Origin of the sequence: Conexibacter sp. CPCC 205762 (genome assembly GCF_030646155.1) — a bacterium.
Taxonomy (GTDB): domain Bacteria; phylum Actinomycetota; class Thermoleophilia; order Solirubrobacterales; family Solirubrobacteraceae; genus Conexibacter.
Genome location: NZ_JAUTDN010000005.1, coordinates 102,935 through 126,874 on the forward strand (window position 1 = coordinate 102,935; position 23,940 = coordinate 126,874).

Here is a 23,940-nt window from a genome sequence, read left to right on the forward strand (position 1 = left end):
TTCAGCGGGTCGGCCCGCCGAGCCGCAGGAACGACTCCGTGCGTCTGCTCAGGGGAAGCGTCTCGTAGACGAGGAAGCGCAACGTCGTATGGCCCGTGAACCGCGGCGGCTGTCTCGGACTCTGCGGCAGGAAGGCGTATCGGCACTCGATCTCGAATGGCACGTAGCTGTCGGGATCGAGCAGGAAGGTCGACCGTGTCGCCGGCCAGAAGCCGTTGCCGGGCCGAGTGCGGCGCGCAGCCGTCTCCCCTGTGAAGCGCAGCAATCGCCGTCCGTCACGGATCGTCTCGCCTGCCGCACGAATCTCTCGGCGCGCGATCATCGCTTCAATCGCGCCACGTGGATCGGGAACTCCGGCGATGAACGCGCGACCCGCGTCGGTGTGCGCCAACGGCGAGAGGCCGTTCAGCAATGCGATATTGCTGCCGAAGGTGGCTCCTGACCTGCCGGGGTCGCGTTGGACGCGCACTCTTCGGCTCCACGATTCGCGCGTGCGCTCGACGTTCTTCTCGAACGCGGTGTCGATCGTCCCGCCCGGCAGCCCTCTCGCGCGGCTCAGCGTCGTCCGTTCACGCCAGCGCTGACCGCCGACGTCGCTCCAGCGTTCGACGGGGCCGTCGAGCCTCCCTCGGTTTCTGCCCTCGCCTATCTGAATCACGGGACCAGGCTCGACGGCGTCGACGACGACATGTACGACGACCGGCTGCTCGCTGTGCGCAGGGACCAACCCGTCCTCGTCCTTCCCGCCCCCGAGCACGGCGACGGCGACGAGCGCGAGGGCGATGAGGCAGGCGAGGGCGACGGCGACGGCTATCGGGCCGCGGCGACGGGGGCCGGGGGCGCGGTGCGGGCGGCGGACGCGGCTGGGTGGCTCGGGCTCCGCGTCGAGCAGCGCGCGCAGCCAGCCGAGCGGGGGCGCGCCGGAGCGGCCGTCGGGCTCGGGGTCGAGCGCGCGCAGGCGGTCGATCACGTCGCTCATGTGCGTGCCTCCTCGATCGATCCGCTTGCTGCCGCGGCGTCCGCGTCAACGCCGCCGCCTGTCGCGCGGCCTGCGCTCGCTTGGACCTCTGCCGCCGCGCGTTCGCGCTCCAGCGCCGCCTCCAGCCGTCTGCGGGCGCGGTGGAGGCGGACGTGGAAGGTCGCCTTCGTGCAGCCCATCGCGGTCGCGGCGCGGGCCGGCTCCAGGCCCTCCCACGCCGTCAGCAGCAGCGCCTCGCGGTCGGCCGGGCGCAGCGCGGCGAGCCCGCGCAGCAGCCGCTCTCCGTCGTCGCTCAACTCGGTCCCACCGGCTGCTGCGCCGCCGATGCCGGCGACGACCGCCCGCTCGCGCCCGACGCGTGCCGCCAGCGCAGCCCGCCGCGCCTCACCGCGGCGGTGGTTGGCGAGCAGCCGGCCGGCGGTCGCGTACAGCCACGGGAGCGCGTCGGCGGGGACGCGGTCGAGCCGGCGCCAGGCGACGAGGAAGGTCTCGGCGACGAGGTCCTCGGCGCTGGCGGGATCGGTCCGGCGCCGCGCGTAGGCATGGACGGCGACGGCGTGCGCGACGTAGAGCGCCTCCAGGCGGGCGCGCGCCGGGTCGGCGCCGCCCGCAGGCGGAGACGGGGCGGCAGCGGGCGCGGCGCGGTCGGCGGGAGCGGTCACACCCCCATATGTCCAGACGGGCGCGCCCGCTTACAAACGGCTAGGGGACGGCGGCGCGGTTGGGCCCGACGCCCATCAGCTCGCGCACGTCGGCGAGCGTCTCGCGCGTGATCGCGCGGGCCTTCTCGGCGCCCGCGGCGAAGATCGCCTCCAGCGCGCCCTCGTCGGAGCGCAGCTCGGCGTAGCGCTGCTGGACCGGCTCCAGCCGCTCCACCACCGCGCCTGCGACCGCGACCTTGAAGTCGCCGTAGCGGGCCTCGGCGAACTCGCGCTCGACCTCGGCGAACGACAGCCCGCGCACCGCCGCGTAGATCTCGATCAGGTTCGCGACGCCCGGCTTCTGCTCGCGGTCGTGGACGATCTCGCTGCCGGAGTCGGTGACGGCGCGCTTGAACTTCTTCTCGATCGTCTTCGGCTCGTCGAGCACGAGCACGGTGCCCTGCTCGGTGCCGCCGGTCGTCGACATCTTCCGCGTCGGCTCCTGCAGGTCCATGATGCGCGCGCCGACCTCGCGGTAGACGCCCTCGGGCACGACCAGCGGCGGCGTCCCCGCCTCCGGCGCGAAGCGGGCGTTGAAGCGCTCGGCGATGTCGCGCATCAGCTCGATGTGCTGGCGCTGGTCGTCGCCGACCGGGACCTCGTCGGCGCGGTAGGCGAGCACGTCGGCGGCCATCAGCACCGGGTAGGTGAAGAGCGAGGCCGAGACGAGGTCGCGCTGCGCGCCGGCCTTGTCCTTGAACTGGTGCATGCGGTTGAGGTCGCCGAACGAGGTGACCGCCGCCAGCAGCCAGCTCAGCTCGGTGTGCTCCGGCACGTCGGACTGGCGGAAGAAGATGCAGCGCTCCGGGTCGAGCCCGGCCGCGAGCAGGATGCACGCCGTGTCGTAGACGCTCGCGCGCATTCTCGCGGACTCGTACGGCACGGTCGTGGCGTGCAGGTCGACGACGCAGTAGATCGCCTCGCCCCGCTCCTGATGGACGACGTAGGGCTCGATCGCCCCGATGAAGTTGCCGAGGTGCTTGCGACCCGTCGGCTGGATCCCAGAGAAGATGCGCACGATGGCTTGAAATCTATCGGTCCGGCGGGATCAGTCGCAGCCGTGGAACGCCCTCGAAATCTCTGACGTTGCGCGTCATCAGGCGCAGACCCTGCGTGACGGCCGTCGCGGCGATCAGCGCGTCTGCGATGCGGACCCCGCGCTCCCGCCGCAGACGACCGGCCAGCTCGGCGACCGCACGATCCACTGGCACCTCGCGGAAGGGCGCGAGCAGTTGCACGACGGCGCGCTCCTGGCTCGCGCGACCGGCGAACAGCTCGGTCCGCGTCACGACCGAGTAGGCGACGTCACCGCGCGGCGGTCTGAAAGCGTGCGCGCCGCGCAGATGGTCGATGAAGACGTCGCTGTCGACGAGGACGTCAGGCACGATCCCACTCGTCGCGGGCTGGGACCGTGAGGTCGGGGACTGCGCCGAAGGTCGCGTCGAGCGCAATCTGGGCGTCGGGCGCGGTATGTGCGAGGTACTCGTCGACGGCGGCTCGCACCAGCTCGGCCAGCGGCTTGCCCTCCCGGCGACCGATCTCGTCCAATCGCTCGCGCTGGTCCGACGTCAGATAGATCTGTGTGCGCAGAGCAGCCATATACAGCACAGCATACAGCAGTAGGTCTACCGCCCTATGGCACCGGCTGCTCGGCGCCACCGGGGCGTTCGCCGGGCGGGTCATCCGACCAGCTGGCGACGATCGCTTCGACGATGCCGCCGCCGGCCAGGCCGTCGATCCCGGGCGGGACCTCGATCGAGGCGTCGAGGCGGGCGGCGGCGAGCAGCGCGGCGACGAGCGACTCGGCCAGCACGGCGACGAGCTGCTCGGCGGTCACGTCGCCGTCGCTGGCGATGAGCTCGCGCGTCGCCGCCTCGACCGAGCCGATCCAGGCGCGGGCGGTCGCGCGCGCGAGCGGCGAGGAGCCGCCGGCGCCGGGCATGCCGGCGAGCACGCGCTGCGCGAACGCCTCGCGGTCGCGCGCGACGATCGCCGCGACCTCCTCGTCGGCGGCGGCGACGCCCAGCAGCAGCGTGTGGGCATCGGCGTGCTGCTCGATCCCGGCGAAGTGGCGCTGCAGGCCGGTCAGCAGCTGGGCGGTCGGCGGCAGCGTCAGCTCCGGCTCGATCTCCTCGTGCAGCCGCTGCACCGCCCGCTCGACGGAGGCGACGTAGAACTCGCGCTTGCCCTTGAAGTAGTGGTAGAGCAGGCCGCGCGAGACGCCGCAGGCGGCGGCGATCCCGTCGATCGAGACCTCCTCCCACGACCTGCGCGCGAACAGCTCGACGCCGGCGTCGAGCAGCTGCTCGCGGCGGACGTCGACGTCGAGGCGGGTGCGGACGCTGGCCATCGTCCAGGCGAGTCTAGGGCGGTTCCCGCTTGAGCGAAGCTATTGGACTCTGATTCAATAGCTCCCATGGCCACGCTCGCCCCGTCCTGCGCCGACGACGTGCTGATCGGCGAGGCCCCCTCCTCTCCCGCCGGGCCGCTCGCATCCGACGACCGCCGCCCGCCTGCGCTGCCGCCGCTGATCGCGCTGCCGCGCGCGCTGCAGACGCTGCGCTTCTCCGTCCGCCAGATCGAGTTCGTCTTCGCCGCGCAGCGCCGGTATGGCGAGACGTTCCGCTTCAGCGGGATGTTCGACCGCGACGCGACCGTCGTGATGACGAGCCACCCGGACCACGTCAAGTCGCTCTTCACCGCCAGAGCCGACGACGCGCCGTCGCTGACGGGCGAGTCGCCGCTGCGGCCGATCGTCGGCCCCAACTCGGTCCTGACCGCGGTCGGCCCGCGCCACATGCGCCAGCGCAAGCTGCTGCTGCCGCCGTTCCACGGCGAGGCGGTCGCGCGCTACGCGGCGATGATCGCGGAGGTCGCCGACAGAGAGATCGACGCCTGGCCGATCGGCGAGCCGATCCGGCTGGCGCCGCGGATGCAGGCGATCACGCTCGACGTGATCATGGCCGGCATCTTCGGGATCGAAGGGCTGCCCGAGAAGGGCACGCCGGAGCGCAGCCTGCGCGAGGCGATCCGCTGGGGGATCGCGCTGTCGGTGCGGCCCGAGGCGCAGTTCTTCGAGCTGCTCAACATCAACCGCGAAGAGCCCGCCGGGCCGCTGAAGCGGCTGCTGGCGAGACTCGACCGCTACATCTACGCCGTCATCGACGCCCGCCGCGCCGCCGACGACGCCGCCGAGCGGACCGACATCCTCTCGCTGCTGCTGCGCACGACCGCAGAGGACGGCACGCCGCTGACCGACAGAGAGCTGCGCGACGAGCTGGTCACGCTCGTGCTCGCCGGCCACGAGACGACCGCCAACTCGCTCGCCTGGTCGTTCGAACGGCTCGTGCGCACGCCGGCGGCGTACGACCGCCTGCGCGAGGTCGCCCGCTCCGGCGGCGCCGAGTTCGCCGACGAGGACGGCTGGATCGAGGCGACGATCCACGAGACGATGCGCTCCCGCCCAGTGATCCCGATCATAGGCCGGCGCGTGAAGCGGCCCTGGCAGCTCGGCGAGCACGTGCTGCCAGCGGAGTCGGAGCTGCTCGTCAGCATCCTGCTGCTGCACCACCGCGCGGACGTCTACCCCGACCCGTTCGCCTTCCGCCCCGAGCGCTTCCTCGGCGTCAGACCCGGCACCTACACGTGGATCCCGTTCGGCGGCGGCATCCGCCGCTGTCTCGGCGCGGCGCTGGCGATGGCCGAGCAGCGCGTCGTGATGCGCGCGATCGCCCGCCGCACCGATCTCGCGCCGGTCGACGCGGCGCCCGAGAAGGCCCGCCACCGCAACGTCACGATGATCCCGCAGGAGGGCGCGCAGGTGATCGTGACGGCGAAGCGGCCGGCGTGAGGATCAGCCGACCTCGACCGGGAGATCGGGGTCGGCGGTCCACTCGGTCAGCGAGCCGTCGTAGAGCTTCACGTCGTCGCGGCCGGTGCGCGCCCAGGCGAAGACGTCGACCGTCGCGGAGATGCCGCCACCGCAGTAGGCGACGACCTGCTGGCCCGGCTGCGCGCCGGCGGCGTCGAGCGCGGTGCGCAGCTGCGGCAGCGGGCGGAACCGGTTCGTGCCGGGGTCGACGAGCGTCGCGTGCGGGAGGCTGACGCTGCCCGGGATCCGGCCCGGACGGCTGTAGGAGCTCGGGCCCTCGCCGCGGAAGACCTCGGGCGAGAGCGCGTTGACGAGGCAGGCGGGCGTCTCGCCGCGAGCGATCGCCTCGACGTCGGCGCGGGTCGCGAGCAGCTCGGGGCGCGGCCGCGCGGTGAACGTCGCGGGCGGGTACGGCGTCGCGGCGGTCTCCAGCGGGAGGCCCGCCGCCCGCCACGCCGGCAGGCCGCCGTCGAGCACGCTGACGGCGTCGAAGCCGAAGTAGCGCAGCAGCCACCACAGCCGCGTCGCCCACATCGTCGCGCTCTGCGCGTAGACGACGACGTGCGCGCCGTCGCCGATCCCGAGCGCGCCGGCCGCGCGCGCGAACCGCTCGGCGCGCGGGAGCGTGAAGGCGAACGGCGCGTCGGGGTCGGCGAGGTCGGCGGCGAGATCGGCGAAGGCGGCGCCGGGGATGTGGCCCTGCTCGTAGCCGGCACGGCCGCTGACGACCTCGTACGGCCCGCCCTCTGGCGGCCGCTGCAGCAGCACGGTCGTGTCGAAGATCCGCAGCTCGGGATCGCCGCGGTGGGCGTCGAGCGCGGCGGCGTCGATCAGGGCGGGCAGCAGCGGCGTGGCGGTCATGCGGACGATCCTCGCTTCAATCTCGACTCAGTGAGTCGAGATTAGCGGGCGATGACAGCCGCCCTCGCGCCGCGCTGCGATCTCATCCCCGCCTGAGCGGGTAGCTGTCAGACCCATATGCGCAGGTCTCTGCGGATCGGCAAGCGCGCGCTGATCGCCTTCTACGACGACCAGATGACGCAGCACGCCGCGGCGCTCACCTACTACGGGCTGATGTCGCTGTTCCCGGCGCTGCTGCTCGCGGTCTCGCTGCTCGGCCTCGTCGGCCAGTACCCGACGACCTACAACGCGATCATGAGCTACCTGCGCGAGGTCGCGCCGGCCTCCGCGCTCGACCCGCTCGACAGCTCGCTGCGCAGCGCCTTCCAGCACAAGGGCACCGCGGCGACGACGCTCGCCCTCTCGATCGTGATCGCCTTCTACGGCGCCACCGGCGTGCTGGAGTCGGCACGGCGCGCGCTGAACGTCGTCTTCGGCGTCAGCGGCGGACGCAGCTTCCTGCACCGCAAGACCGTCGACGTGCTCTCGACCGTCGTGCTGATGACGCTGATCCTCGTCAGCCTCGTGCTCGTCTTCGTCGGCGGCCGCTTCGCCGAGGACCTGCTGGGGTTCGCCGGCTTCGGCACCCAGGTCGCCGACGTCTGGAACCTCGCCCGCTGGCCGGCTGCGGTGGCGGTCGCGGTGCTCGTCTTCTCGTTCCTCTACACCGTCACGCCCGACCTGCGCCAGCGCTCGTTCCGCTGGCTGACACCTGGTGCGGGCGTCGGCGTCGCGCTGTGGCTGGGCGCCTCATGGGGCTTCGCCACCTACATCTCGCGCGTCGCCGACGTCGGCGCGCTCTACGGCGCCTTCGCCGGCGCGATCGTGCTCGTCGGCTGGATCTGGCTCTCGAACGTCGCGCTCCTGCTCGGCGCCGAGCTGAACGCCGCGATCGCCGCGGACGCGCTACAGCTCGCGCGAAGACCAGAGAAGCGCGGCGAGCACAACCGTGACGAGCCCGATCACGAGCCCGGTGGTCCAACCGGCGACGTCCTGCGAGACGAGGATCGCGCCGAGCACGACGGCGATCGCGACGATGCCGCCGGTCGCGATCAGCCGCACGAAGATGCGCTCGACGGCGAACCGCCGGTGCTCCCGCGCGGGCACCATCCCCTGCGCCTGCGGACGGCCCCCGCGCCGCTGCTCGCGCTCCAGCCGGCGCTGGGCGCGCTCGTCGGCCTCCTGCACTGACGGCCGCTCGGGCGGCGGCGGAGGCGGGACGAGCGCGGCGTCGGGCTCGTCCGCATCGACGGCGCCGCCGGCCGCGAGCGCGTCGCCGGGTGCCGGCTCGGCGCCGGGCTCGGGCCGCTCCGCCTCGAGTCGGTCGCTCGCGCCAGGCGCGTCGCCCGCCTCGTCCGGTCGCGCAGGCTCGTCGGGCAGGTCTCGCGGGGGAAGCTCGCTCATGTGAACGAGGCTACCCACCGCTTTCCAGATACATCCGCGGCCGAGCTCGGCGGCGGGCGCGCCGCGGACGACCGCGGGCGGGCAGCGCGACGCGGGCGCCTCGTCGCGCGCGCGATGCGTCAGCGGATCGTCAGCGGCGCGCGCGAGGTGACGCTGCGCCCGCCCTCGCTCCACCGCAGCGTGAGCGTGCAGCGACCGGCCGCGAGCCGCGCGCCGCTGCGCAGCTCCAGGCCGCCGCGGGCGCTCGCGCTGCCGCGCGCGACGACGCGACTGCCGCGCGCAAGCGTCGCCGACGCCTTCGCCGCCGTCGTGAACGTCACGCTGCCGGAGATCGTCTTCGTCGTGCAACGTCTGCGCGACTTTCTGCCCCTCGCCTTCTGCACCGTGCACGTCACAAGCTGGATCGACCCCGCTCTCCCCTGAGCCCCGACCGGCCCGGCCGCGCCCGTCTCGCCCTTCGGCCCGGTCGCGCCCGCGTCGCCCTTCGCCCCGGCGACGCCCGTGCCGGCATCGCCCCTCGCGCCGGCCGCGCCCGTGTCGCCCTTCGCACCCGCCGCGCCGGTGTCGCCTCTCGCGCCGTCGGTCCCGTCGCTTCCGGCCGGACCCTGCGGCAGCGGCCCGGCGGTCCCGCTCAGCGCGATCGGCGCCAGGCCGGCCGCGTTGGAGAGGACCGTCAGCGTCGCGGCGCGCTCCCCCTGCGCTTGCGGCAGGAAGCGCACGCGCAGCTCGCAGCTGCCGCCGGCGGGGACCGCGGCGCGGCAGCTGTCGGAGGAGAGCGCGAAGTCGTCGGGATCGTCGCCGCCGAACAGCAGGCCGCCGACGCGCAGCGGCATCGGGCCGTCGTTGGTCAGCGTCAGCGTCCGCGTCGCGCCCGCCGTCCCCTGCGGGACCGGCGCCTGCGCGCTGCCGAACGTCGGAGGTGATCACGTCGTCGTCGCCGTCGCCGTCGAGATCGGCGACCGCGACGTTCTCCGGAAAGGCGCCGACCGCGATCGACGTGACGGTGAAGCCGCCGGCACCGTCGCCGAGCAGCACCGACGCCGCGTTGGCGAACGGGTTGGCGGTGACGAGGTCGAGCGCCGTCGCCGTTGACGTCACCCGCCGCGATCGCGTAGCTGCCGGCGCCGATGTCGTGGCTCTGCGGCACGCCGAAGCTGCCGTCGCCGGTGCCGCGCGCCACCCAGACCGCGTTCGACTGGTAGTTGGAGGTCGCGAGGTCGACGTTGCCGTCGCCGTCGAGGTCGGCGGCGACGACGCCGGTCGGGAATCTGCCGATCACGACGGTCGAGCCGCCGGAGAAGGTGCCGAAGCGGGTCGACAGGCGCACGGCGACGCTGTTGGTCCCGCCGAGGCGGAGACGGTGCCGGCGACGTCGGGCAGCCCGTCGGCGTCGAAGTCGGCGACCGCCAGCGCGTTCGGCGTGCCGCCCATCGGCACGGGGCCGAGCGCGGAGAACGAGACGGCGGCGGCCGTCGCGGGCAGCAGCAACGCTCCCGCCAGCGTGAGCCCGGCGGCAGTACGGCGAACAGCTCGGCGATGCATGCGACCCTCTTCCTTGGGAAACGTCCTGCCCGGCTCTTCGGCCGGACAGGACGCTCCTTGACGGCGCGGGCGCTACAGCGGCTGCCGAATGACCGGCTTCTTCGCCGCGCCGGCCTCGTCGAGGCGGCGGACCGGCGTCGTGTACGGCGCGTTGCGGGCGATCTCGGGATCGGCCTTCGCCTCCGCCAGGATCTCGGCGATCACGTCGGCGAAGTGGTCGAGCGTCTCCTTCGTCTCCGTCTCGGTCGGCTCCAGCAGCAGCGCCTCGTCGACGAGCAGCGGGAAGTAGACCGTCGGCGGGTGGACGCCGTGGTCGAGCAGGCGCTTGGCGAGGTCGAGCGTTCTGATCCCGAGGTCGCGCTTCATCGGCGCGCCCGACAGCACGAACTCGTGCATGCAGAGACGGTCGAAGGCGGCCGGCAGATACTCGGCGACGCCCGCTCTTCTGAGCAGCGCGAGCAGGTAGTTGGCGTTGAGGACGGCGATCTCCGACGCCTCTCTGAGCCCCTCCGCCCCGAGCGAGCGGATGTAGGCGTACGAGCGCACGAAGACGCCGTAGTTGCCCTGGAACCCGCGCAGCTTGCCGATCGACTTGGGGATGTCGTGCTCGAGGTCGAACGTGCCGTCCTCGCGCTTGACGACCTGCGGCCGCGGCAGATACGGCGCGATCCGGTCGGAGACGGCGATCGGGCCGGCGCCGGGGCCGCCGCCGCCGTGCGGCTGGGTGAATGACTTGTGCAGGTTGAAGTGCACGATGTCGAAGCCCATGTCGCCCGGGCGCGTGATGCCCATGATCGCGTTGAGGTTGGCGCCGTCGTAGTAGAGCGTCGCGCCGACCCCGTGGACGATCCGCGCGATCTCCTCGATCTGCGGGTCGAACACGCCGAGCGTGTTCGGGTTCGTCAGCATCAGGCAGGCGACCGAGTCGTCGGCCTTCGCGCGCAGGTCGTCGACGTCGACGCCGCCGTCGGCGTTGGTGCCGACCTTGACGACCTCGTAGCCGGCCATCGTCACCGTCGCCGGGTTGGTGCCGTGCGCGGTGTCGGGCGTCAGCACCTTCGTGCGCTGCTCGCCGCGGTCCTCGTGGTACGCGCGCGTCAGCAGCAGGCCGGCCAGCTCGCCGTGGGAGCCGGCCGACGGCTGCAGCGAGACGTGCGGCATGCCGGCGATCTCGCCGAGCGACTCCTGCAGGCCGTGCATCAGCTCCAGCGCGCCCTGCGCCCGCGCCGGGTCCTGCAGCGGGTGCAGGCGGGCGTTGCCGGGCAGGCCGGCGACGCGCTCGTGCAGCTTCGGGTTGTGCTTCATCGTGCACGAGCCGAGCGGGTAGAAGCCGGTGTCGAGGTCGAAGTTGCGCTTGCTCAGGCGGTTGTAGTGGCGCACGATCTCCGGCTCGGAGACCTGCGGCAGCTGCGCCGGCGTGCTGCGCCGCAGCGCGGCAGGGATCAGCTCGTCGAGCGGCTTGACCGGGACGTCGAGCGGCGGCGCGGCAAAAGCGCGGCGGCCCTCGACCGAGCGCTCGTAGATCGTCTTGATCTCGTCGCGCTGCATCGGCAGGCCCTCGACCGGCTGGGTGGGGACGGTCGCGCTCATGCCTGCGCCCCCGCTCCGGCGCCGACGGTGGCGGCTCGCTCGGCGACCAGCGCACGCTCCAGCGCCTCCGCGAGGCGGTCGATCTGCGCCCGCGAGCGCTGCTCGGTGATCGCGATCAGCAGCCCGTTCTCGTACTCCGGATAGTCGGTCGCGAGCATGTAGCCGGGGTTGATGCCCTCGGACACGAGCCGCTCGACGACGGCGCCGACGGGCGCGTCGAGCGCGACCGCGAACTCGCGCACGACCGGCGCCTCGTGCAGCAGCTCGACGCCGTCGATCTGCGCCAGCCGCTCGCGCGCGTAGGCGGTCCGCTGCACCAGCAGCTCGCCCAGCTCGACGAGGCCGTCGCGGCCGAGCCACGACAGATAGATGACGCCGGCGAGCGCGTTCAGCGCCTGCGCGGTGCAGATGTTGGAGGTCGCCTTCTCGCGGCGGATGTGCTGCTCGCGCGTCTGCAGCGTCAGCACGAAGCCGCGGCGGCCGTCGACGTCGGTCGTCTCGCCGGCGATGCGGCCGGGCATGCGGCGGATGTGCTCCTGCGCGGCGGCGAAGAAGCCGAAAGAGGGGCCGCCGAAGTCGAGCCGGTTGCCGAGCGTCTGGCCCTCGCCGACGGCGATGTCGACGCCCTGCTCGCCGGGCGGCTGGAGGATCCCGAGCGGGACCGGGTCGCAGGCGCAGATGACGAGCGCGCCGTGCTCCTTCGCGGCGGCGGTGAGCGCGGCGACGTCCTCGACCGAGCCGAGGAAGTTCGGCTGCTGCAGGACGACCGCGGAGACGTCGTCGGCAAGCGCGGACTTCAGCGCCTCGATGTCGGTGACGCCGTCCTTCAGCGGGATCTCCTCGACCGTCTGGCCGTAGCCGTGCGAGAGCGTCGTGAGCGTCTCGCGGCTGTGCGGATGGACACCGCGCGAGGCGAGCACGCGCGGGCGGCCGTTGGTCAGCTTCGCGAGGTAGCCGGCCGCGCCGACCGCGCTCGGCCCCTCGTAGACGGAGGCGTTGGAGACCGGCAGGCCGGTCAGCTCCGAGATCGCCGTCTGGTACTCGAACATCACCTGCAGGCCGCCCTGCGAGATCTCCGGCTGGTACGGCGTGTACGGCGTCAGGAACTCCGAGCGCAGGATGATCGAGTCGATCAGCGCCGGGACGTAGGCGTCGTACATGCCGGCGCCGAGGAAGCTGATCTCGTCCTCGGTCGAGACGTTTCTCGCCGCGAGCGCACGCAGATGCGCGTACACCTCCTGCTCGGAGAGCCCCGCGGGCAGGTCGAGCCCGCGGTCCAGACGCAGGGCGGCGGGGATGTCGGCGAACAGCGCTTCGATCGAGTCGACGCCGATCGCGTCGAGCATCGCGCGCCGATCGGCGTCCGTTGCGGAGGTGTACGTGCTCATATGACCTCTGTCAGACCCGTCTAGCCGAGCTGGGCGGTGTAGTCGGCCTGGCTCAGCAGCGTCTCCGTCTGCGACGGGTCGCTGAGCTTGACCTTGACCATCCAGCCTTCGCCGTAGGGGTCGTCGTTGATCTGCTCGGGGGTGTCCTTGAGGGCCTCGTTGACCTCGACGATCTCACCGCTGAGCGGGGCGATCACATCCGAGACGGCCTTGACGGACTCCACCTCAGCGTAGCCCTCTCCGGCCGTGACCTGAGCGCCGACCGCCGGCGGGTCGAAGAAGACGACGTCGCCGAGCGAGTCCTGCGCGAACCAGGTCACGCCGAAGGTGGCGACGTCGCCGTCGATCTTGGCCCAGTCGTGCTCGGCGTGGTAGAGCAGGTCCTCGGGATAGCTGGCGTCGGCCATTAGCTGCCCTTTCTGAAGAGTGGCTTTTCCTTGACGACGGCCGGGCGCAGCTTGCCGCGCACGTCCACTTCGATCTCCGTGCCGGGCACGGCCTGCTCCACCGGCAGATAGGCCATCCCGATACCCACCTCGAGAGATGGCGAAAGCGTTCCGCTGGTGACGACCCCGCCACCGACGACCGGATTGCCCTGACGCGGGATGCCCGCGCCGGTGAAGACGAACGGCGTCAGCTTCTCGCTCGGGCCCTCGGCGCGCGCCTTCGCGACGGCCTCGGAGCCGATGAAGCCGGTCGCCTCCTTGCAGCACCAGCCGAGACCGGCGGCGATCGGGCCGCGCGTCGTCATCAGGTCGTTGCCGTAGAGGTGGAAGCAGACCTCCAGCCGCAGCGTGTCGCGCGCGGCGAGGCCGACGGGCGCGGCGCCGGCGGCCAGCACGGCCTCCCAGACGGCCGGTGCGTCGGCCGGAGGGACGAGCAGCTCGACGCCGTCCTCGCCCGTGTAGCCGGTGCCGCAGACGAGCGCGTCGACGCCCGCGACGCGGCACTCGCTGACGCGGAAGCGGCCGGGCAGCGCGTCGGCGCCGCCCTCCGTCAGCACCGCGACGAGGCCGCGCGCCTCCGGGCCCTGCACCGCCAGCATCGCGAAATCGGCCGCGCGGTCGATCACCTCGACCTCCTCGAACGCCTTCGCCTGCTGCTGGAACCAGGCCAGGTCCTGCGCGTGGTTGGCGGCGTTGGTGACGGTCAGGTACCTGTCCTCGCCGAGCCGGTAGGTGAAGAGGTCGTCGAGGACGCCTCCGTCCTCCTGGCAGAGGACGCTGTACTGCGCGCCGCCCTGGTCGATCTTCTCGACGTCGTTGGAGAGGATGCGCTGCAGGAAGGCGAGCGCGCCAGGGCCGCGCGTCTCGATCTCGCCCATGTGCGAGACGTCGAAGACGCCGACGGCGTGGCGCACCGCGAGGTGCTCGGCTCTGATCCCGGCGGGGTACTGGACCGGCATCTCCCAGCCGGCGAACGGCACCAGCTTGGCGCCGGCGGCTTGATGCGCGGCGTACAGCGAGGTGCGGCGGAGGGACGTCTCAGGGGCGCTCATCGAGCGCGGGAATCTAGCAACGTGGGCGGCCGTTCCGAGGGCCGCCCACCCCGCCCGTGCGCCCTATCGGAGGAAGCTCGGGATGTCGATGTCGTCGTCGCTGATCTCCAGCGACGAGCGCTGCCGGTCGTCCATCGTCACGTCACGCCGCCTGCGCGTCGTTCTGGCCGTCTCGCGCGCCTCGTTGGTGGCGCGCTGGACCGGGCCGCCGCCACCGTGCTCGAAGCCGGTCGCGATCACGGTCACGCGCACGTCGTCGCCCATCGAGTCGTCGATGACGGCACCGAAGATGATGTTCGACTGCGTGTCGGCCGCGGCCGAGACGATCTCGGCCGCCTCGTTGACCTCGAACAGGCCGAGGTCGTGGCCGCCGGTGATGTTGAGCAGGATGCCGGTCGCGCCCTCGACCGAGGCCTCCAGCAGCGGCGAGGAGACGGCCGCCTTGGCGGCGTCGACCGCGCGCGTCTCGCCGGAGCCCGTGCCGATGCCCATCAGCGCCGTGCCGGCGTTGTGCATGATCGTGCGCACGTCGGCGAAGTCGAGGTTGATCAGGCCGGGGATCGTGATCAGGTCGGTGATCCCCTGGACGCCCTGGCGCAGCACGTTGTCGGCCTCGCGGAACGCCTCGATGATCGTCGTGCGGCGCTCGACGACGCCGAGCAGCTTCTCGTTCGGGATCACGATCAGCGTGTCGACCTGCTCGCGGAGGCGCTGGATGCCCTCCTCGGCCTGCCGGTTGCGGTTCGCGCCCTCGAAGCTGAACGGCCGCGTGACGACGCCGACGGTGAGCGCGCCGATCTCGTTCTTGGCGATCTCGGCGATCACCGGCGCGGCGCCGGTGCCCGTGCCGCCGCCCTCGCCGGCCGTGACGAAGACCATGTCGGCGCCCTTCAGTGCCTCCTTGATCGCGTCGCGCGACTCGGCGGCGGCGCCGTGGCCGACCTCGGGGTTGGCGCCGGCACCAAGGCCTCTGGTCAGCTCATGGCCGATGTTGAGCTTGATGTCGGCGTCGCACATCTGCAGCGCCTGGGCGTCCGTGTTCGCAGCGATGAACTCGACGCCGCGCAGGCCGGCGTCGACCATGCGATTGACCGCGTTGGTTCCACCGCCGCCGACACCGACGACCTTGATGACTGCGAGATAGCTGCCGCTTTCCATGAGGGTTACCGTCCGAGGCTGGAGTTAGCGTTGAGAGTTTGCCCCACGCCAGTGACTGGATTGTCGCACGTTACGGGCTTTTTCGGCTGGGTGTCAACGAGGTCTGCCGCACGCAAGATGCGTTGCAGAATGCCGAACTCTCTAGCAGTTGTGGAGCGTTTTCTGCGCTCCGGCCAAGGGCTCGACCTCAGGTTGACGGTTAGGTCAGGGGGTGGTCTCCGCGGTGGGATCGGGCGTTGCCGTGTCCGTGCTGGAGGAGGAGTCGTCGGCGCCAAGATCGAGCAGGGCGCCGCTTTGCGGGTCGACGGTCGCGCCGTCGGGCAGGTCCGGGTCGTCGCTCTCGCTCGTCGCCGGAGCGCCGTCGGGCAGTCCGCCGACCGCCGGGCGCTCCGGCGCGGCGACGTCGACATAGGCCGCGCCGGCCGCCTGCGGGTCGGCGAGGACGGCGGCGACGGCCGCCCACTTGGCGGTCAGCCGCTCGCGATCGCCGAACCACAGCGCCGGTCCGTCGCGCAGTTGCAGCTCGAGTCCGTGGGCTCTCGTCGTCGCGACCCGCTCGACGCGGTGGCGGAAGGCGGTCGGGGCGGCGCCGAGGACCGCGAAGGCCGCGATCGCCTCGCCCTCGTTCAGGCGCGAGCCGGTCGGCGTGCCGTGGAGCGGGACGAGCGGGAGCGTGTCGGCGGCGGCGACGTCGCGCAGGAGCGTGCCGTCGGCGGTGACGGGGGTCCGTCTGCCGTCGAGCTCGACCGCGCCGACGGCGACGTTGGAGACGACGTGGACCCTCATCCCGTGCGGGAAGTCGGTCGTGACCTCGATCCGCTTGACGATCGAGAAGGGCGCGACGGCCGAGTCGAGCGCGTCGCGACGGACGTGAAGGGTGGTCATGCTGCGGCCGGCGTTGTCGAGCGCGCGCTCGATCTCCTGGGCCTGGCCGCCGTTGAGCCCGGTGACGGTGACCGTGCGGACGCCGACGAGCGAGGAGTCGCGCAGCCAGAACCAGCCGGCGACGAGCAGCGCCGTCGCGAGCAGCGCGACGACGATCGTGCGCAGCCGCGGTCGGCGCGGGCGGACGCGCGTCAGGCTCGCGACGCGTGCGCCGCGCGGCGGCCGCGGTGCGGCGTGCGCGGGCGCGCCGTCGCGCACGATGCCCAGCTTGCGCAGCAGCGGCAGGCGCGCGGACGGTGGGGGGGCGGATCGGGACATGCAACCGAGGGGTTCGACCCAGAGCCCGCGACGCCTGCTCGAAATCGCCTGAGCGGACGTTTCGCCGACAGGCAGCGCGTCCGAGCCGGCGGCCCTCCCCCGCGCGACGGCCGGCCCCAGACGCCCACGCGACGCGCGGCGCCGCTACCCGACGAGGCGGCGGCCGAGCGCGTTCACGTCGCCGGCGCCCATCGCCAGCACGAGGTCGCCGGGGCGCAGGGCGGTTCTGAGGTAGGCCTCGGCGGCGTCGAAGCCGGGCAGCCAGGCGACGCCGTCCGCCGGGCCGTCGCGGCGCGCGTCGGCCGCGGCGGCGGCGATCAGGTGGCCGCTGACGCCGGGGAACTCCTCCTGACGCTCGCGCGCCGGGTAGACGTCGAGCACGACGACGAGGTCGGCGGCGGCGAGCGCGGCGCCGAACTCACGCGCGAACGCGCGCGTGCGCGAGAAGAGGTGCGGCTGGAAGACGACGACCACGCGGCCGGGCGCGAGCGTGCGCGCAGCCGCGACCGTCGCCGCCACCTCGGTCGGGTGGTGGGCGTAGTCGTCGTAGATCCTCGCGCCGCTGGCGGCGGTGCCGAGCAGCTCGAAGCGGCGACCGGCGCCGCGGAAGTCGGCAAGCGCCGCTGCGGCCTGGCCAGGGTCGGCACCGGCGAGCCGACAGGCCTCCAGCGCCGCCGCCGCGTTGAGCGCGTTGTGAGCGCCGGGGACGGTCAGCCGCACGTCGTGCCCGCGCCAGCCGAAGCTGATCCCGGTCGCGTCGAGGATCGGCTCGGGCACGTCGTAGGGGACGACCGCGATGCCGCCCGCCCCCGCCTCGCCCGCGCCGCCCGCGCCCGCCTCGCCCACGCCGCCCGCGCCCGCCTCGCCCGCCCCCGCCTCGCCCGTCGTCTCGCCGCGCGCAGCGGCCGCCTCCCCGCCGGGCGCGAGCGCGACCAGGTCCGGGCGATCCCAGACGACGACGCCGGCTGACGCTCTGCCGAGGAACTCGCGGAAGGTCTCGTCGACCTCCAGCCGCGAGCCGTAGGTGGCGTGGTGGTCGAGCTCGGCGTTCGTGAGCACCGCGACGTCCGGGTGGAGTCTGAGCAGCGAGCGATCGGACTCGTCGGCCTCGACGACGATCAGCTCGCCGCCGCCCCAGCCGGCGTTGGAGCCGGTCGAGCGGACCTCGCCGCCGACGAGGTAGCCGGGGTCGAGCCCGCAGCCGATCAGCGCGTGGACGACCATGCTCGATGTCGTCGTCTTGCCGTGCGTGCCGGTGACGGCGATGCAGCGGTGGCCCGGCAGCGCGGTGATCTCGCCGAGCAGGTCGGCGCGATGCAGCTCGACCAGCCCCCGCTCGCGCCCGGCGGCGCGCTCCGGGTTCTCGGCCGGGACCGCGGTCGAGTAGACCAGCTCGACCCCCTCCCCCGCCGGCACGTTCGCGGCGTCGTGCCCGACCGCGACCGTCGCCCCGCCCTCGCGCAGCTTCGCCACGGTCGGCGAGTCGGCCCGGTCGGAGCCGCTGACCTCCGCGCCGAGCGCGCCGGCGACCAACGCCAACCCGCTCATCCCAGCGCCGCCGATCCCGATGAAGTGGAGCCGCCGCCCGGCCCAAGGTCTCACGTCCGTCACGGCCGAAGACCCTAGCGACCGACCCCGCCCCCACGCGCCTCGCCCCTACGTCAACGACCCCGCCGGCGCCAGCCAGACGCTCTTGAAGTCCAGCACCTGCGACAACCGATCGAAATGCTGCGTCGGCTGTGCGCCGACGCATCGATGAGGACGACGCCGCATCTCGTCGCCGTCGATGTGGTCATGCCGCCTCCTCCAGGTGCAAGCCGTTATCGGCGATGCGGTTCCATCGCGCCGCGAGATGGCGCTGCTCGTACGGATCGTCCTCCTCGCCTGCCGGATCCTCGACCGGAACGCCGCGAGCTCGCAGCTCGTCAATGTGCTCTTTCGCCTGCACCACGGTCCGGCGCAGTCTTTCCGCATCGAGCGGCTCGCGTCCGTTGTGCTTCGCCACGCGCCGGTCGGCCTCCACGAGCTCCGGGAGGATCACGAGCGGCGGGCGCTGACTGTTCGCTGTGATCGTCATGCAAACCACCGTACGAACGGGCCGATCCGATGTCTACACACCGGATCTTGTATCGCGGGGAATCAGCTGTCGCCGGCGCCGAGGAAGGCGAGCACGGCGAGCACGCGGCGGTGGTCGTCGTCGGTGGCCGGGAGGTCGAGCTTGGAGAAGATGTTCGAGACGTGCTTCTCGACCGCGCCCGGGGTCACGACCATCGCGCGGGCGATCGCGGCGTTGGTCTTGCCCTCGGCCATCAGCGCCAGCGCCTCGCGCTCGCGCGGCGTGAGGCCGGCGATGCCGCCGCTGTCGCCGGCGTGGCGGGCGCGGACCAGCTCGGCGACGACCTCGCGGTCGAGCGCGGTGCCGCCGGAGGCGACCCGCTCCAGCGCCTCCACGAACGCTCTGACCTCGCCGACGCGCTCCTTCAGCAGGTAGCCGACGCCGCCGTCGCCGGCCGCCAGCAGCTCGGAGGTGTAGACCGGCTCGACGTACTGGGAGAGGATCAGGATCGCCAGTCTCGGGTCGCGTCTGCGCGCCTCGATCGCGGCCCGCACGCCCTCGTCGGTGAACGACGGCGGCAGGCGCACGTCGACGATCGCCAGGTCGGGCTTGTGGCCGGCGGCGATCCGCAGCAGGCCGTCGCCGTCCTCCGCCTGTGCGACGACGTCGATCCCGCGCTCTCTCAGCAGCGCGACCAGCCCCTCGCGCAGCAGCAGGTTGTCCTCGGCGATCACGACGCGCATCGGCACTCTTTCTATCGACATGGCAGCTCCGCCCGCACCGCGGTCCCGACGCCCTCCGGCGAGGTGACGCGCAGCTCGCCGTCGAGCGCCTCGACGCGGTTGCGCAGCCCGGCCAGGCCCGTCGAGGACCCGGCGGCGCGCGCGTCGTCGGAGGAGTCCAGAGCAGCCCCGCCCGGCCCGTCGTCGGCGACCTCGACCACGAGCCGGTCGTCGCGCTCGGCCAGCACGACCCGCGCGCCCGCCGACGGCGCGTGCTTGGCGACGTTCGTGAGCGCCTCCGCGACGACGAAGTAGGCGGCCGTCTCGACGACCGGCGGCAGCCGCCGCTCGATCCGCGCCTCGACCGTCACCGGCACCGCCGAGCGCTGCCCGAGCGCCTCCACCGCCGCCACCAGACCGCGGTCGGCCAGCACCGGCGGCGCGATCCCGCGCGCGAGGTCGCGCAGCTCCTTGATCGCCGCGCCGGCCTCGCCGCGCGCGGCGCGCACCAGCTCCGCCACCTCCGGCTGATCCTCCAGCCGCTCCTCGGCCCGCCCCAGCTGCATCGACAGCGCGACCAGCCGCGCCTGCGCGCCGTCGTGCAGGTCGCGCTCGATCCGCCGCAGCTCGGCGGCCTGGACGTCGAGCGCGCCGCGGCGCGTGCGCGTCAGCTGGTCGACGCGCTCGGTCAGCTGACGCTCTCTGCGCGTCGGCAGCCAGCCGCGGTTGAGCACCATCCAGTGGACGGCGAGCAGCGAGCCGAGCCCGACGATCGGCCAGATCGGCCAGAAGTAGCCGCCGCCCGACATCGCCCATATGACGATCTCGAAGGCGCAGACGACGACCGTCACCTCGACGTGGAAGACGAACGGCCGCAGCCGCCCTTCGAGCGTGTCGACGAGATGACGGCCGAGCGCGTGGACGGCGAGCGTCACCAGCAGCCCCAGCCACGCCCACATCGGCCAGAAGGAGCCGGCGCCGGTCGCGGCCCAGACGATCGTCACGACCGCCCCGACCAGGCCCGCCATCGCGCCGTGGAGCGCGAGCGTGACCTCGTAGTCGTCGGAGGGCCGCGCCTCGCTGTCGCGGTCGGTGCCGGGCATCGCAGGGAAGATCATGCACGAGATGGTGGTCGCCGACAGGCCCGGCGTCATTGGAGCGGATCGGTCAGCGCGCGGCTGCGCGCACCCGTCCCGATGCGGGGGCTAGCCCCACCGCGCCGGCCCGCCCGACCGGCGTACGGTGTCATCCGCGCGGCGTACGCGCGGACGCGGAAGATCGCCCGCACGGCCGTTTCGCGAACGGCGCGCCGGACCTAACGTCGCCAGCCATGATCGACGTCACCGACCTCACCAAGCGCTACGGCGACCGGCTCGCCGTCGACGCGCTCAGCTTCCGCGTCGAGCCCGGCAGAGTGACCGGCTTCCTCGGCCCCAACGGCGCCGGCAAGTCCACGACGATGCGGATGATCGTCGGCCTCGACGCGCCGACCGCCGGCACAGCGCGCGTCGACGGCCGCGCCTACCGCGACCACCGCGCCCCGCTGCGCGAGGTCGGCGTGCTGCTGGAGGCGCACGCGATCCACCCCGGCCGCAGCGCCCGCGACCACCTGCGCGCGCTCGCCGCCACGCACGCGATCCCGCACGCCCGCGTCGAGCAGGTGATCGACCTCGTCGGCCTCCGCCAGGTCGCCGGCAAGCGCGCCGGCGCCTTCTCGCTCGGGATGGGCCAGCGGCTGGGGATCGCGGCCGCGCTGCTCGGCGACCCCGGCACCGTGATCCTCGACGAGCCGGTCAACGGCCTCGACCCGGAGGGCGTGCTGTGGGTCCGCACGCTGCTGCGCGGGCTCGCCGCCGAGGGCCGCACGATCTTCCTCTCCAGCCACCTGATGAGCGAGATGGCGCTGACCGCCGACCACCTGATCGTCGTCGGCAGAGGGCGGCTGATCGCCGACCTGCCGGTCGAGGAGCTGACGCGCCGGGCCGCGAGCGACCGCGTGCTGGTGCGCACGCCCGACGCGACGACGCTGCGCGAGCGGCTCGCCGGGCCGGGCGTCGCGGTCGCCAGCGGCGCCCGCGACGAGCTGGAGGTGAGCGGCCTGACGAGCGCGCAGATCGGCACCGTCGCGCGCGACCACGGCCTCACCCTGCACGAGCTGACACCGCAGCGGGCGACGCTGGAGGAGGCGTTCATGGAGCTGACGCGCGACGCCGTCGAGTACGAGGCGGTGGCGGCATGAGCGCCCTGCGGCAGACGCCCGCGAGCGCCTCGGCAGTCAGCTTCCCGCGCGTCCTGCGCTCGGAGTGGATCAAGCTGCGCTCGCTCCGCTCGACGACGCTCACGCTCGCCGCGGGCCTCGCCGCGATGGTCGGGATGGCGGTGATGGTCGGGCTGATCCGCAACCATCAGTGGGCGACCATGAGCGATCTCCAGCGGCAGTCGGTCTCCGTCTCCTACGACGTCCACGTCGGCGGCCGCTTCCTCGGCCAGCTGCTGCTCGGCGTCGCCGGCGTGCTCGTCGTCACAGGCGAGTACGCGACCGGGATGATCCGCGCGACGCTCGCCGCCGTCCCGCGCCGGCTGCCGGTCCTGACCGCGAAGCTGACGCTGCTGACGCTCGTGCTGGGAGCGACGACGCTCGCCGCCTCGTTCGCGGCCTGGTTCCTCGGCAGCGCCGTCATGTCGGCCCACTGGCACGCGAGCCTGTCGGACCCGGGCGTGCTGCGCGCGGTGGTCGGCCAGGCGGTCGTGCTGACCGCGACCGCGCTGCTCGGCGCCTCGCTCGGCTTCCTGCTGCGCAACACCGCGGCGGCGATCGCGACGCTGTTCGGGATCGTGCTGGTGCTGCCGATCGTCGGCGAGCTGTGGACCGCGGTCGCGCCGTACCTGCCGTCGAACGCGCTCGAGTCGGTCGCGCTCGCGAGACCGGATCCGGACGCGCTCGCGCCCGGCGCCGGCCTGCTGCTGTTCGCCGCCTTCACCGCGGTCGTGCTCGCGGGCGGGATCTGGTCGCTGCTGCGAAAGGACGCGTGAGCGCGAAACCACTCGGCCTGCGGCCTCGGGTTCCGTCGTGAACGCTCGCCTTGCGGCTCGCCTTCCCGGCCGAGGCTGCTTCATGAGCATGCTCGAGCGCGCCCGCGCCTGGGCCGCGCGCCACCCGCTCGCGGTCGACGGCCTCGGCCTGACGCTGCTGCTGGCGCTCGCCGTCGCCTGGGGCGAGCCGCGCCCGCCGCGCGCCGGCTGGCTCGTGCCGGCGGCGATGGTGCTGCCGCTCGCCGTCCGCCGCCGCTGGCCGGTGCCGGTCTTCGCGCTGGTCGCGATCGCCGCGTTCGTGCAGTGGCTGACGCTGGAGATCTCGATCGCCGACCTGTCGCTGCTGATCGCGATCTACACGGTCGCCGCGCACGAGCGGCGCCGCTGGCTGGTCGTGGCGGCGGTCGCGGTGCTGGAGCTGGGCTGCCTGCTGGCGGCGGCGAGATGGTCGGGCGCGGGCGCGCTGTCGCCGGCCTTCCTGACGCTGAGCGCCTGCACCGTCGCCGCGACCGTGCTCGGCGTCTACGTCCGCACCCGCCGCGAGCAGCTCGCCGCGCTGCACGAGCGGGCCGCCCAGCTGGAGCGGGAGCGCGACCAGGAGGCGGCGCTGGCGGCGGCGGCCGAGCGGGCGCGGATCGCACGCGAGCTGCACGACGTCGTCGCGCACAGCCTGTCGGTGATGGTCGCGCTCGCCGACGGCGCTCGTCTCACGCGCGCGAGCGACCCGGCGCAGGCCGACGCGGCGGTCGCGAACGTCGCCGCGACCGGCCGCGAGGCGCTCGGCGAGATGCGGCGGCTGCTGGGCGTGCTGCGGCGCGACGGCGACGCGCCGCTGGCGCCGCAGCCGGGCCTCGCCCAGTTGGAGGCGCTGCTGGAGGACTCGCGCGCCGCCGGCCTGCCGACGCGGCTGACGGTCACGGGCGAGCCGCGCCCGCTCGGGCCGGGCGCGGAGCTGGCGCTCTACCGCGTCGTGCAGGAGGCGCTGACGAACACGCGCAAGCACGCGCGCGACGCTTCGCGCGCGGAGGTGACGCTGCGCTGGGAAGATGACGCGGTGACGGTCGTGGTGAGCGACGATGGCGCATCCGCGCTTCAGCCGGAGGGAGGCCACGGCCTCGCCGGCATGCGCGAGCGGCTGGCGCTGTTCGACGGCACGGTCGAGGCGGGGCCGCGGCCGCAGGGCGGCTGGTGCGTCTGCGCGGGCCTGCCGCGATGAGCGTCCGCGTGCTGCTGGCCGACGACCAGGCCCTGCTGCGGGCCGGCTTCCGCATGGTGCTGAGCGCGCAGCCGGGGATCGAGGTCGTCGGCGAGGCCGGCGACGGCGACGAGGCGGTCGCGCTCACGCTGCAGCTCGATCCCGACGTCGTGCTGATGGACGTGCGGATGCCCGGCACCGACGGGATCGAGGCGACCCGCCGGCTGGCCGAACGGCAGGTCCGCGCGCGCGTGCTGATCCTGACGACCTTCGACCTCGACGACTACGCCTTCGCCGGCCTGCGCGCCGGCGCCAGCGGCTTCCTGCTGAAGGACGTGCCGCCGCAGCAGCTGACGGCCGCGATCCGCGCGGTCGCGGCCGGCGACGCGGTCGTCGCGCCGCGCGTCACGCGCGCCCTGCTGGACCGCTTCTCCCACCAGCTCCCCGCCGAGCCGCAGCCGAGCGTCTCCAGCGAGACGGACCCGCGCCTCGCCGCGCTCACCCCGCGCGAGCGCGAGGTGCTGCTGGAGCTGGCGGCCGGCCGCACGAACGCCGAGATCGCGGCGCGGCTGGTGCTGTCGGAGGCGACCGTCAAGACCCACGTGGCGCGCGTGCTCGGCAAGCTCGACCTGCGCGATCGGGTGCAGGCGGTGATCCTCGCCTACCGGCTCGGGCTCGTGCGGCCCTGACCCCGGGGGAC

General features: G+C 73.4%; 24 protein-coding genes and 3 pseudogenes. 6 read left to right on the top strand and 21 right to left on the bottom strand.

Annotated elements, in window-relative coordinates; genetic code table 11:
- Position 1 precedes the first annotated feature (1 nt).
- The 6 genes from Q7L73_RS07100 to Q7L73_RS07125 are packed head-to-tail and all read right to left on the bottom strand — an operon-like array spanning position 2 to position 4,030.
- Complete coding sequence (locus Q7L73_RS07100) at positions 2 to 979, bottom strand: hypothetical protein (RefSeq protein ID WP_304687534.1); 978 nt, start codon at positions 977 to 979, stop codon at positions 2 to 4.
- A complete protein-coding gene (locus Q7L73_RS07105; protein WP_304687536.1) occupies positions 976 to 1,641 on the bottom strand; it encodes an RNA polymerase sigma factor in 666 nt (221 codons plus the stop codon). Before Q7L73_RS07105 ends, Q7L73_RS07100 begins: the two co-directional genes overlap by 4 nt.
- Positions 1,642 to 1,681: 40 nt before the next feature.
- Positions 1,682 to 2,698, bottom strand: a complete 1,017-nt coding sequence (gene trpS / locus Q7L73_RS07110; RefSeq protein ID WP_304687538.1) for a tryptophan--tRNA ligase — start codon at positions 2,696 to 2,698, stop codon at positions 1,682 to 1,684.
- 13 nt (positions 2,699 to 2,711) lie between these two features.
- Positions 2,712 to 3,065 carry a type II toxin-antitoxin system VapC family toxin gene (locus tag Q7L73_RS07115; protein ID WP_304687539.1) on the bottom strand — a complete coding sequence of 118 codons (354 nt, stop codon included), beginning with the start codon at positions 3,063 to 3,065 and terminating at the stop codon, positions 2,712 to 2,714.
- The gene (locus tag Q7L73_RS07120; RefSeq protein WP_304687540.1) at positions 3,058 to 3,279 is read right to left on the bottom strand and encodes a ribbon-helix-helix domain-containing protein; all 222 of its coding nucleotides are present in this window, start codon (positions 3,277 to 3,279) and stop codon (positions 3,058 to 3,060) included. The genes Q7L73_RS07115 and Q7L73_RS07120 overlap by 8 nt, the downstream gene beginning before the upstream one ends.
- Before the next feature lie 34 nt (positions 3,280 to 3,313).
- Positions 3,314 to 4,030 carry a TetR/AcrR family transcriptional regulator gene (locus tag Q7L73_RS07125; RefSeq protein ID WP_304687541.1) on the bottom strand — a complete coding sequence of 239 codons (717 nt, stop codon included), beginning with the start codon at positions 4,028 to 4,030 and terminating at the stop codon, positions 3,314 to 3,316.
- A 66-nt stretch (positions 4,031 to 4,096) separates the two neighbouring features.
- Here Q7L73_RS07125 and Q7L73_RS07130 point away from each other — a divergent pair, with 66 nt between their 5' ends.
- Complete coding sequence (locus Q7L73_RS07130) at positions 4,097 to 5,530, top strand: cytochrome P450 (RefSeq protein ID WP_304687542.1); 1,434 nt, start codon at positions 4,097 to 4,099, stop codon at positions 5,528 to 5,530.
- A 3-nt stretch (positions 5,531 to 5,533) separates the two neighbouring features.
- Here Q7L73_RS07130 and Q7L73_RS07135 read toward each other — a convergent pair whose 3' ends face one another.
- Positions 5,534 to 6,412: a sulfurtransferase gene (locus Q7L73_RS07135; protein ID WP_304687543.1), complete on the bottom strand. Its 879-nt coding sequence runs from the start codon at positions 6,410 to 6,412 to the stop codon at positions 5,534 to 5,536.
- A gap of 117 nt (positions 6,413 to 6,529) precedes the next feature.
- Here Q7L73_RS07135 and Q7L73_RS07140 point away from each other — a divergent pair, with 117 nt between their 5' ends.
- Positions 6,530 to 7,642, top strand: coding sequence for a YihY/virulence factor BrkB family protein (locus tag Q7L73_RS07140; protein WP_304687544.1), 1,113 nt, complete (start codon positions 6,530 to 6,532; stop codon positions 7,640 to 7,642).
- 332 nt (positions 7,643 to 7,974) lie between these two features.
- Here Q7L73_RS07140 and Q7L73_RS07145 read toward each other — a convergent pair.
- The 14 genes and pseudogenes from Q7L73_RS07145 to Q7L73_RS07200 form a co-directional block, all read right to left on the bottom strand.
- Positions 7,975 to 8,733: pseudogene (locus Q7L73_RS07145) on the bottom strand (choice-of-anchor D domain-containing protein); the annotation flags it as partial.
- Between the two features lie 55 nt (positions 8,734 to 8,788).
- Positions 8,789 to 8,953 (bottom strand): annotated as a pseudogene (locus Q7L73_RS28675) (FG-GAP repeat domain-containing protein); the annotation flags it as partial.
- A pseudogene (locus Q7L73_RS28680) lies at positions 8,946 to 9,182 on the bottom strand (FG-GAP repeat domain-containing protein); the annotation flags it as partial. The pseudogenes Q7L73_RS28680 and Q7L73_RS28675, both read right to left, overlap by 8 nt.
- The gene (locus Q7L73_RS07150) at positions 9,131 to 9,397 is read right to left on the bottom strand and encodes a VCBS repeat-containing protein (RefSeq protein WP_304687546.1); all 267 of its coding nucleotides are present in this window, start codon (positions 9,395 to 9,397) and stop codon (positions 9,131 to 9,133) included. The pseudogene Q7L73_RS28680 and the gene Q7L73_RS07150, both read right to left, overlap by 52 nt.
- 72 nt (positions 9,398 to 9,469) lie before the next feature.
- A complete protein-coding gene (gene gcvPB / locus Q7L73_RS07155; RefSeq protein WP_304687549.1) occupies positions 9,470 to 10,987 on the bottom strand; it encodes an aminomethyl-transferring glycine dehydrogenase subunit GcvPB in 1,518 nt (505 codons plus the stop codon).
- Positions 10,984 to 12,375 carry an aminomethyl-transferring glycine dehydrogenase subunit GcvPA gene (gcvPA, locus tag Q7L73_RS07160; RefSeq protein ID WP_304687551.1) on the bottom strand — a complete coding sequence of 464 codons (1,392 nt, stop codon included), beginning with the start codon at positions 12,373 to 12,375 and terminating at the stop codon, positions 10,984 to 10,986. The genes gcvPB and gcvPA overlap by 4 nt, the downstream gene beginning before the upstream one ends.
- 20 nt (positions 12,376 to 12,395) lie before the next feature.
- Positions 12,396 to 12,782: a glycine cleavage system protein GcvH gene (gene gcvH, locus Q7L73_RS07165; RefSeq protein WP_304687553.1), complete on the bottom strand. Its 387-nt coding sequence runs from the start codon at positions 12,780 to 12,782 to the stop codon at positions 12,396 to 12,398.
- Positions 12,782 to 13,873: a glycine cleavage system aminomethyltransferase GcvT gene (gene gcvT, locus Q7L73_RS07170; protein WP_304687555.1), complete on the bottom strand. Its 1,092-nt coding sequence runs from the start codon at positions 13,871 to 13,873 to the stop codon at positions 12,782 to 12,784. Before gcvT ends, gcvH begins: the two co-directional genes overlap by 1 nt.
- A 63-nt stretch (positions 13,874 to 13,936) precedes the next feature.
- On the bottom strand, positions 13,937 to 15,031 hold the full coding sequence (ftsZ, locus tag Q7L73_RS07175; RefSeq protein WP_304687557.1) for a cell division protein FtsZ: 1,095 nt from the start codon (positions 15,029 to 15,031) through the stop codon (positions 13,937 to 13,939).
- Between the two features lie 204 nt (positions 15,032 to 15,235).
- Positions 15,236 to 16,234 carry a cell division protein FtsQ/DivIB gene (locus Q7L73_RS07180; RefSeq protein ID WP_304687560.1) on the bottom strand — a complete coding sequence of 333 codons (999 nt, stop codon included), beginning with the start codon at positions 16,232 to 16,234 and terminating at the stop codon, positions 15,236 to 15,238.
- 144 nt (positions 16,235 to 16,378) lie between these two features.
- Positions 16,379 to 17,845: a UDP-N-acetylmuramate--L-alanine ligase gene (gene murC, locus Q7L73_RS07185; RefSeq protein ID WP_304687562.1), complete on the bottom strand. Its 1,467-nt coding sequence runs from the start codon at positions 17,843 to 17,845 to the stop codon at positions 16,379 to 16,381.
- A 181-nt stretch (positions 17,846 to 18,026) separates the two neighbouring features.
- Positions 18,027 to 18,311, bottom strand: a complete 285-nt coding sequence (locus Q7L73_RS07190; RefSeq protein ID WP_304687565.1) for a hypothetical protein — start codon at positions 18,309 to 18,311, stop codon at positions 18,027 to 18,029.
- A 62-nt stretch (positions 18,312 to 18,373) separates the two neighbouring features.
- Positions 18,374 to 19,033 (bottom strand): response regulator transcription factor, encoded by a 660-nt coding sequence (locus tag Q7L73_RS07195; protein WP_304687568.1) that lies wholly within the window; start codon positions 19,031 to 19,033, stop codon positions 18,374 to 18,376.
- Positions 19,034 to 19,044: 11 nt separating this feature from the next.
- A complete protein-coding gene (locus Q7L73_RS07200; protein WP_304687570.1) occupies positions 19,045 to 20,130 on the bottom strand; it encodes a sensor histidine kinase in 1,086 nt (361 codons plus the stop codon).
- Positions 20,131 to 20,342: 212 nt separating this feature from the next.
- Between Q7L73_RS07200 and Q7L73_RS07205 the strand changes: the two genes are divergently transcribed.
- From Q7L73_RS07205 to Q7L73_RS07220, 4 genes are all read left to right on the top strand, one after another.
- Positions 20,343 to 21,251 carry an ATP-binding cassette domain-containing protein gene (locus Q7L73_RS07205; protein WP_304687572.1) on the top strand — a complete coding sequence of 303 codons (909 nt, stop codon included), beginning with the start codon at positions 20,343 to 20,345 and terminating at the stop codon, positions 21,249 to 21,251.
- Entirely contained in the window at positions 21,248 to 22,045 is a 798-nt protein-coding gene (locus Q7L73_RS07210) for a hypothetical protein (protein WP_304687574.1), read from the top strand. Before Q7L73_RS07205 ends, Q7L73_RS07210 begins: the two co-directional genes overlap by 4 nt.
- 82 nt (positions 22,046 to 22,127) lie before the next feature.
- On the top strand, positions 22,128 to 23,261 hold the full coding sequence (locus tag Q7L73_RS07215; protein WP_304687581.1) for a sensor histidine kinase: 1,134 nt from the start codon (positions 22,128 to 22,130) through the stop codon (positions 23,259 to 23,261).
- A complete protein-coding gene (locus Q7L73_RS07220; RefSeq protein ID WP_304687584.1) occupies positions 23,258 to 23,929 on the top strand; it encodes a response regulator transcription factor in 672 nt (223 codons plus the stop codon). Before Q7L73_RS07215 ends, Q7L73_RS07220 begins: the two co-directional genes overlap by 4 nt.
- Positions 23,930 to 23,940 lie beyond the last annotated feature (11 nt).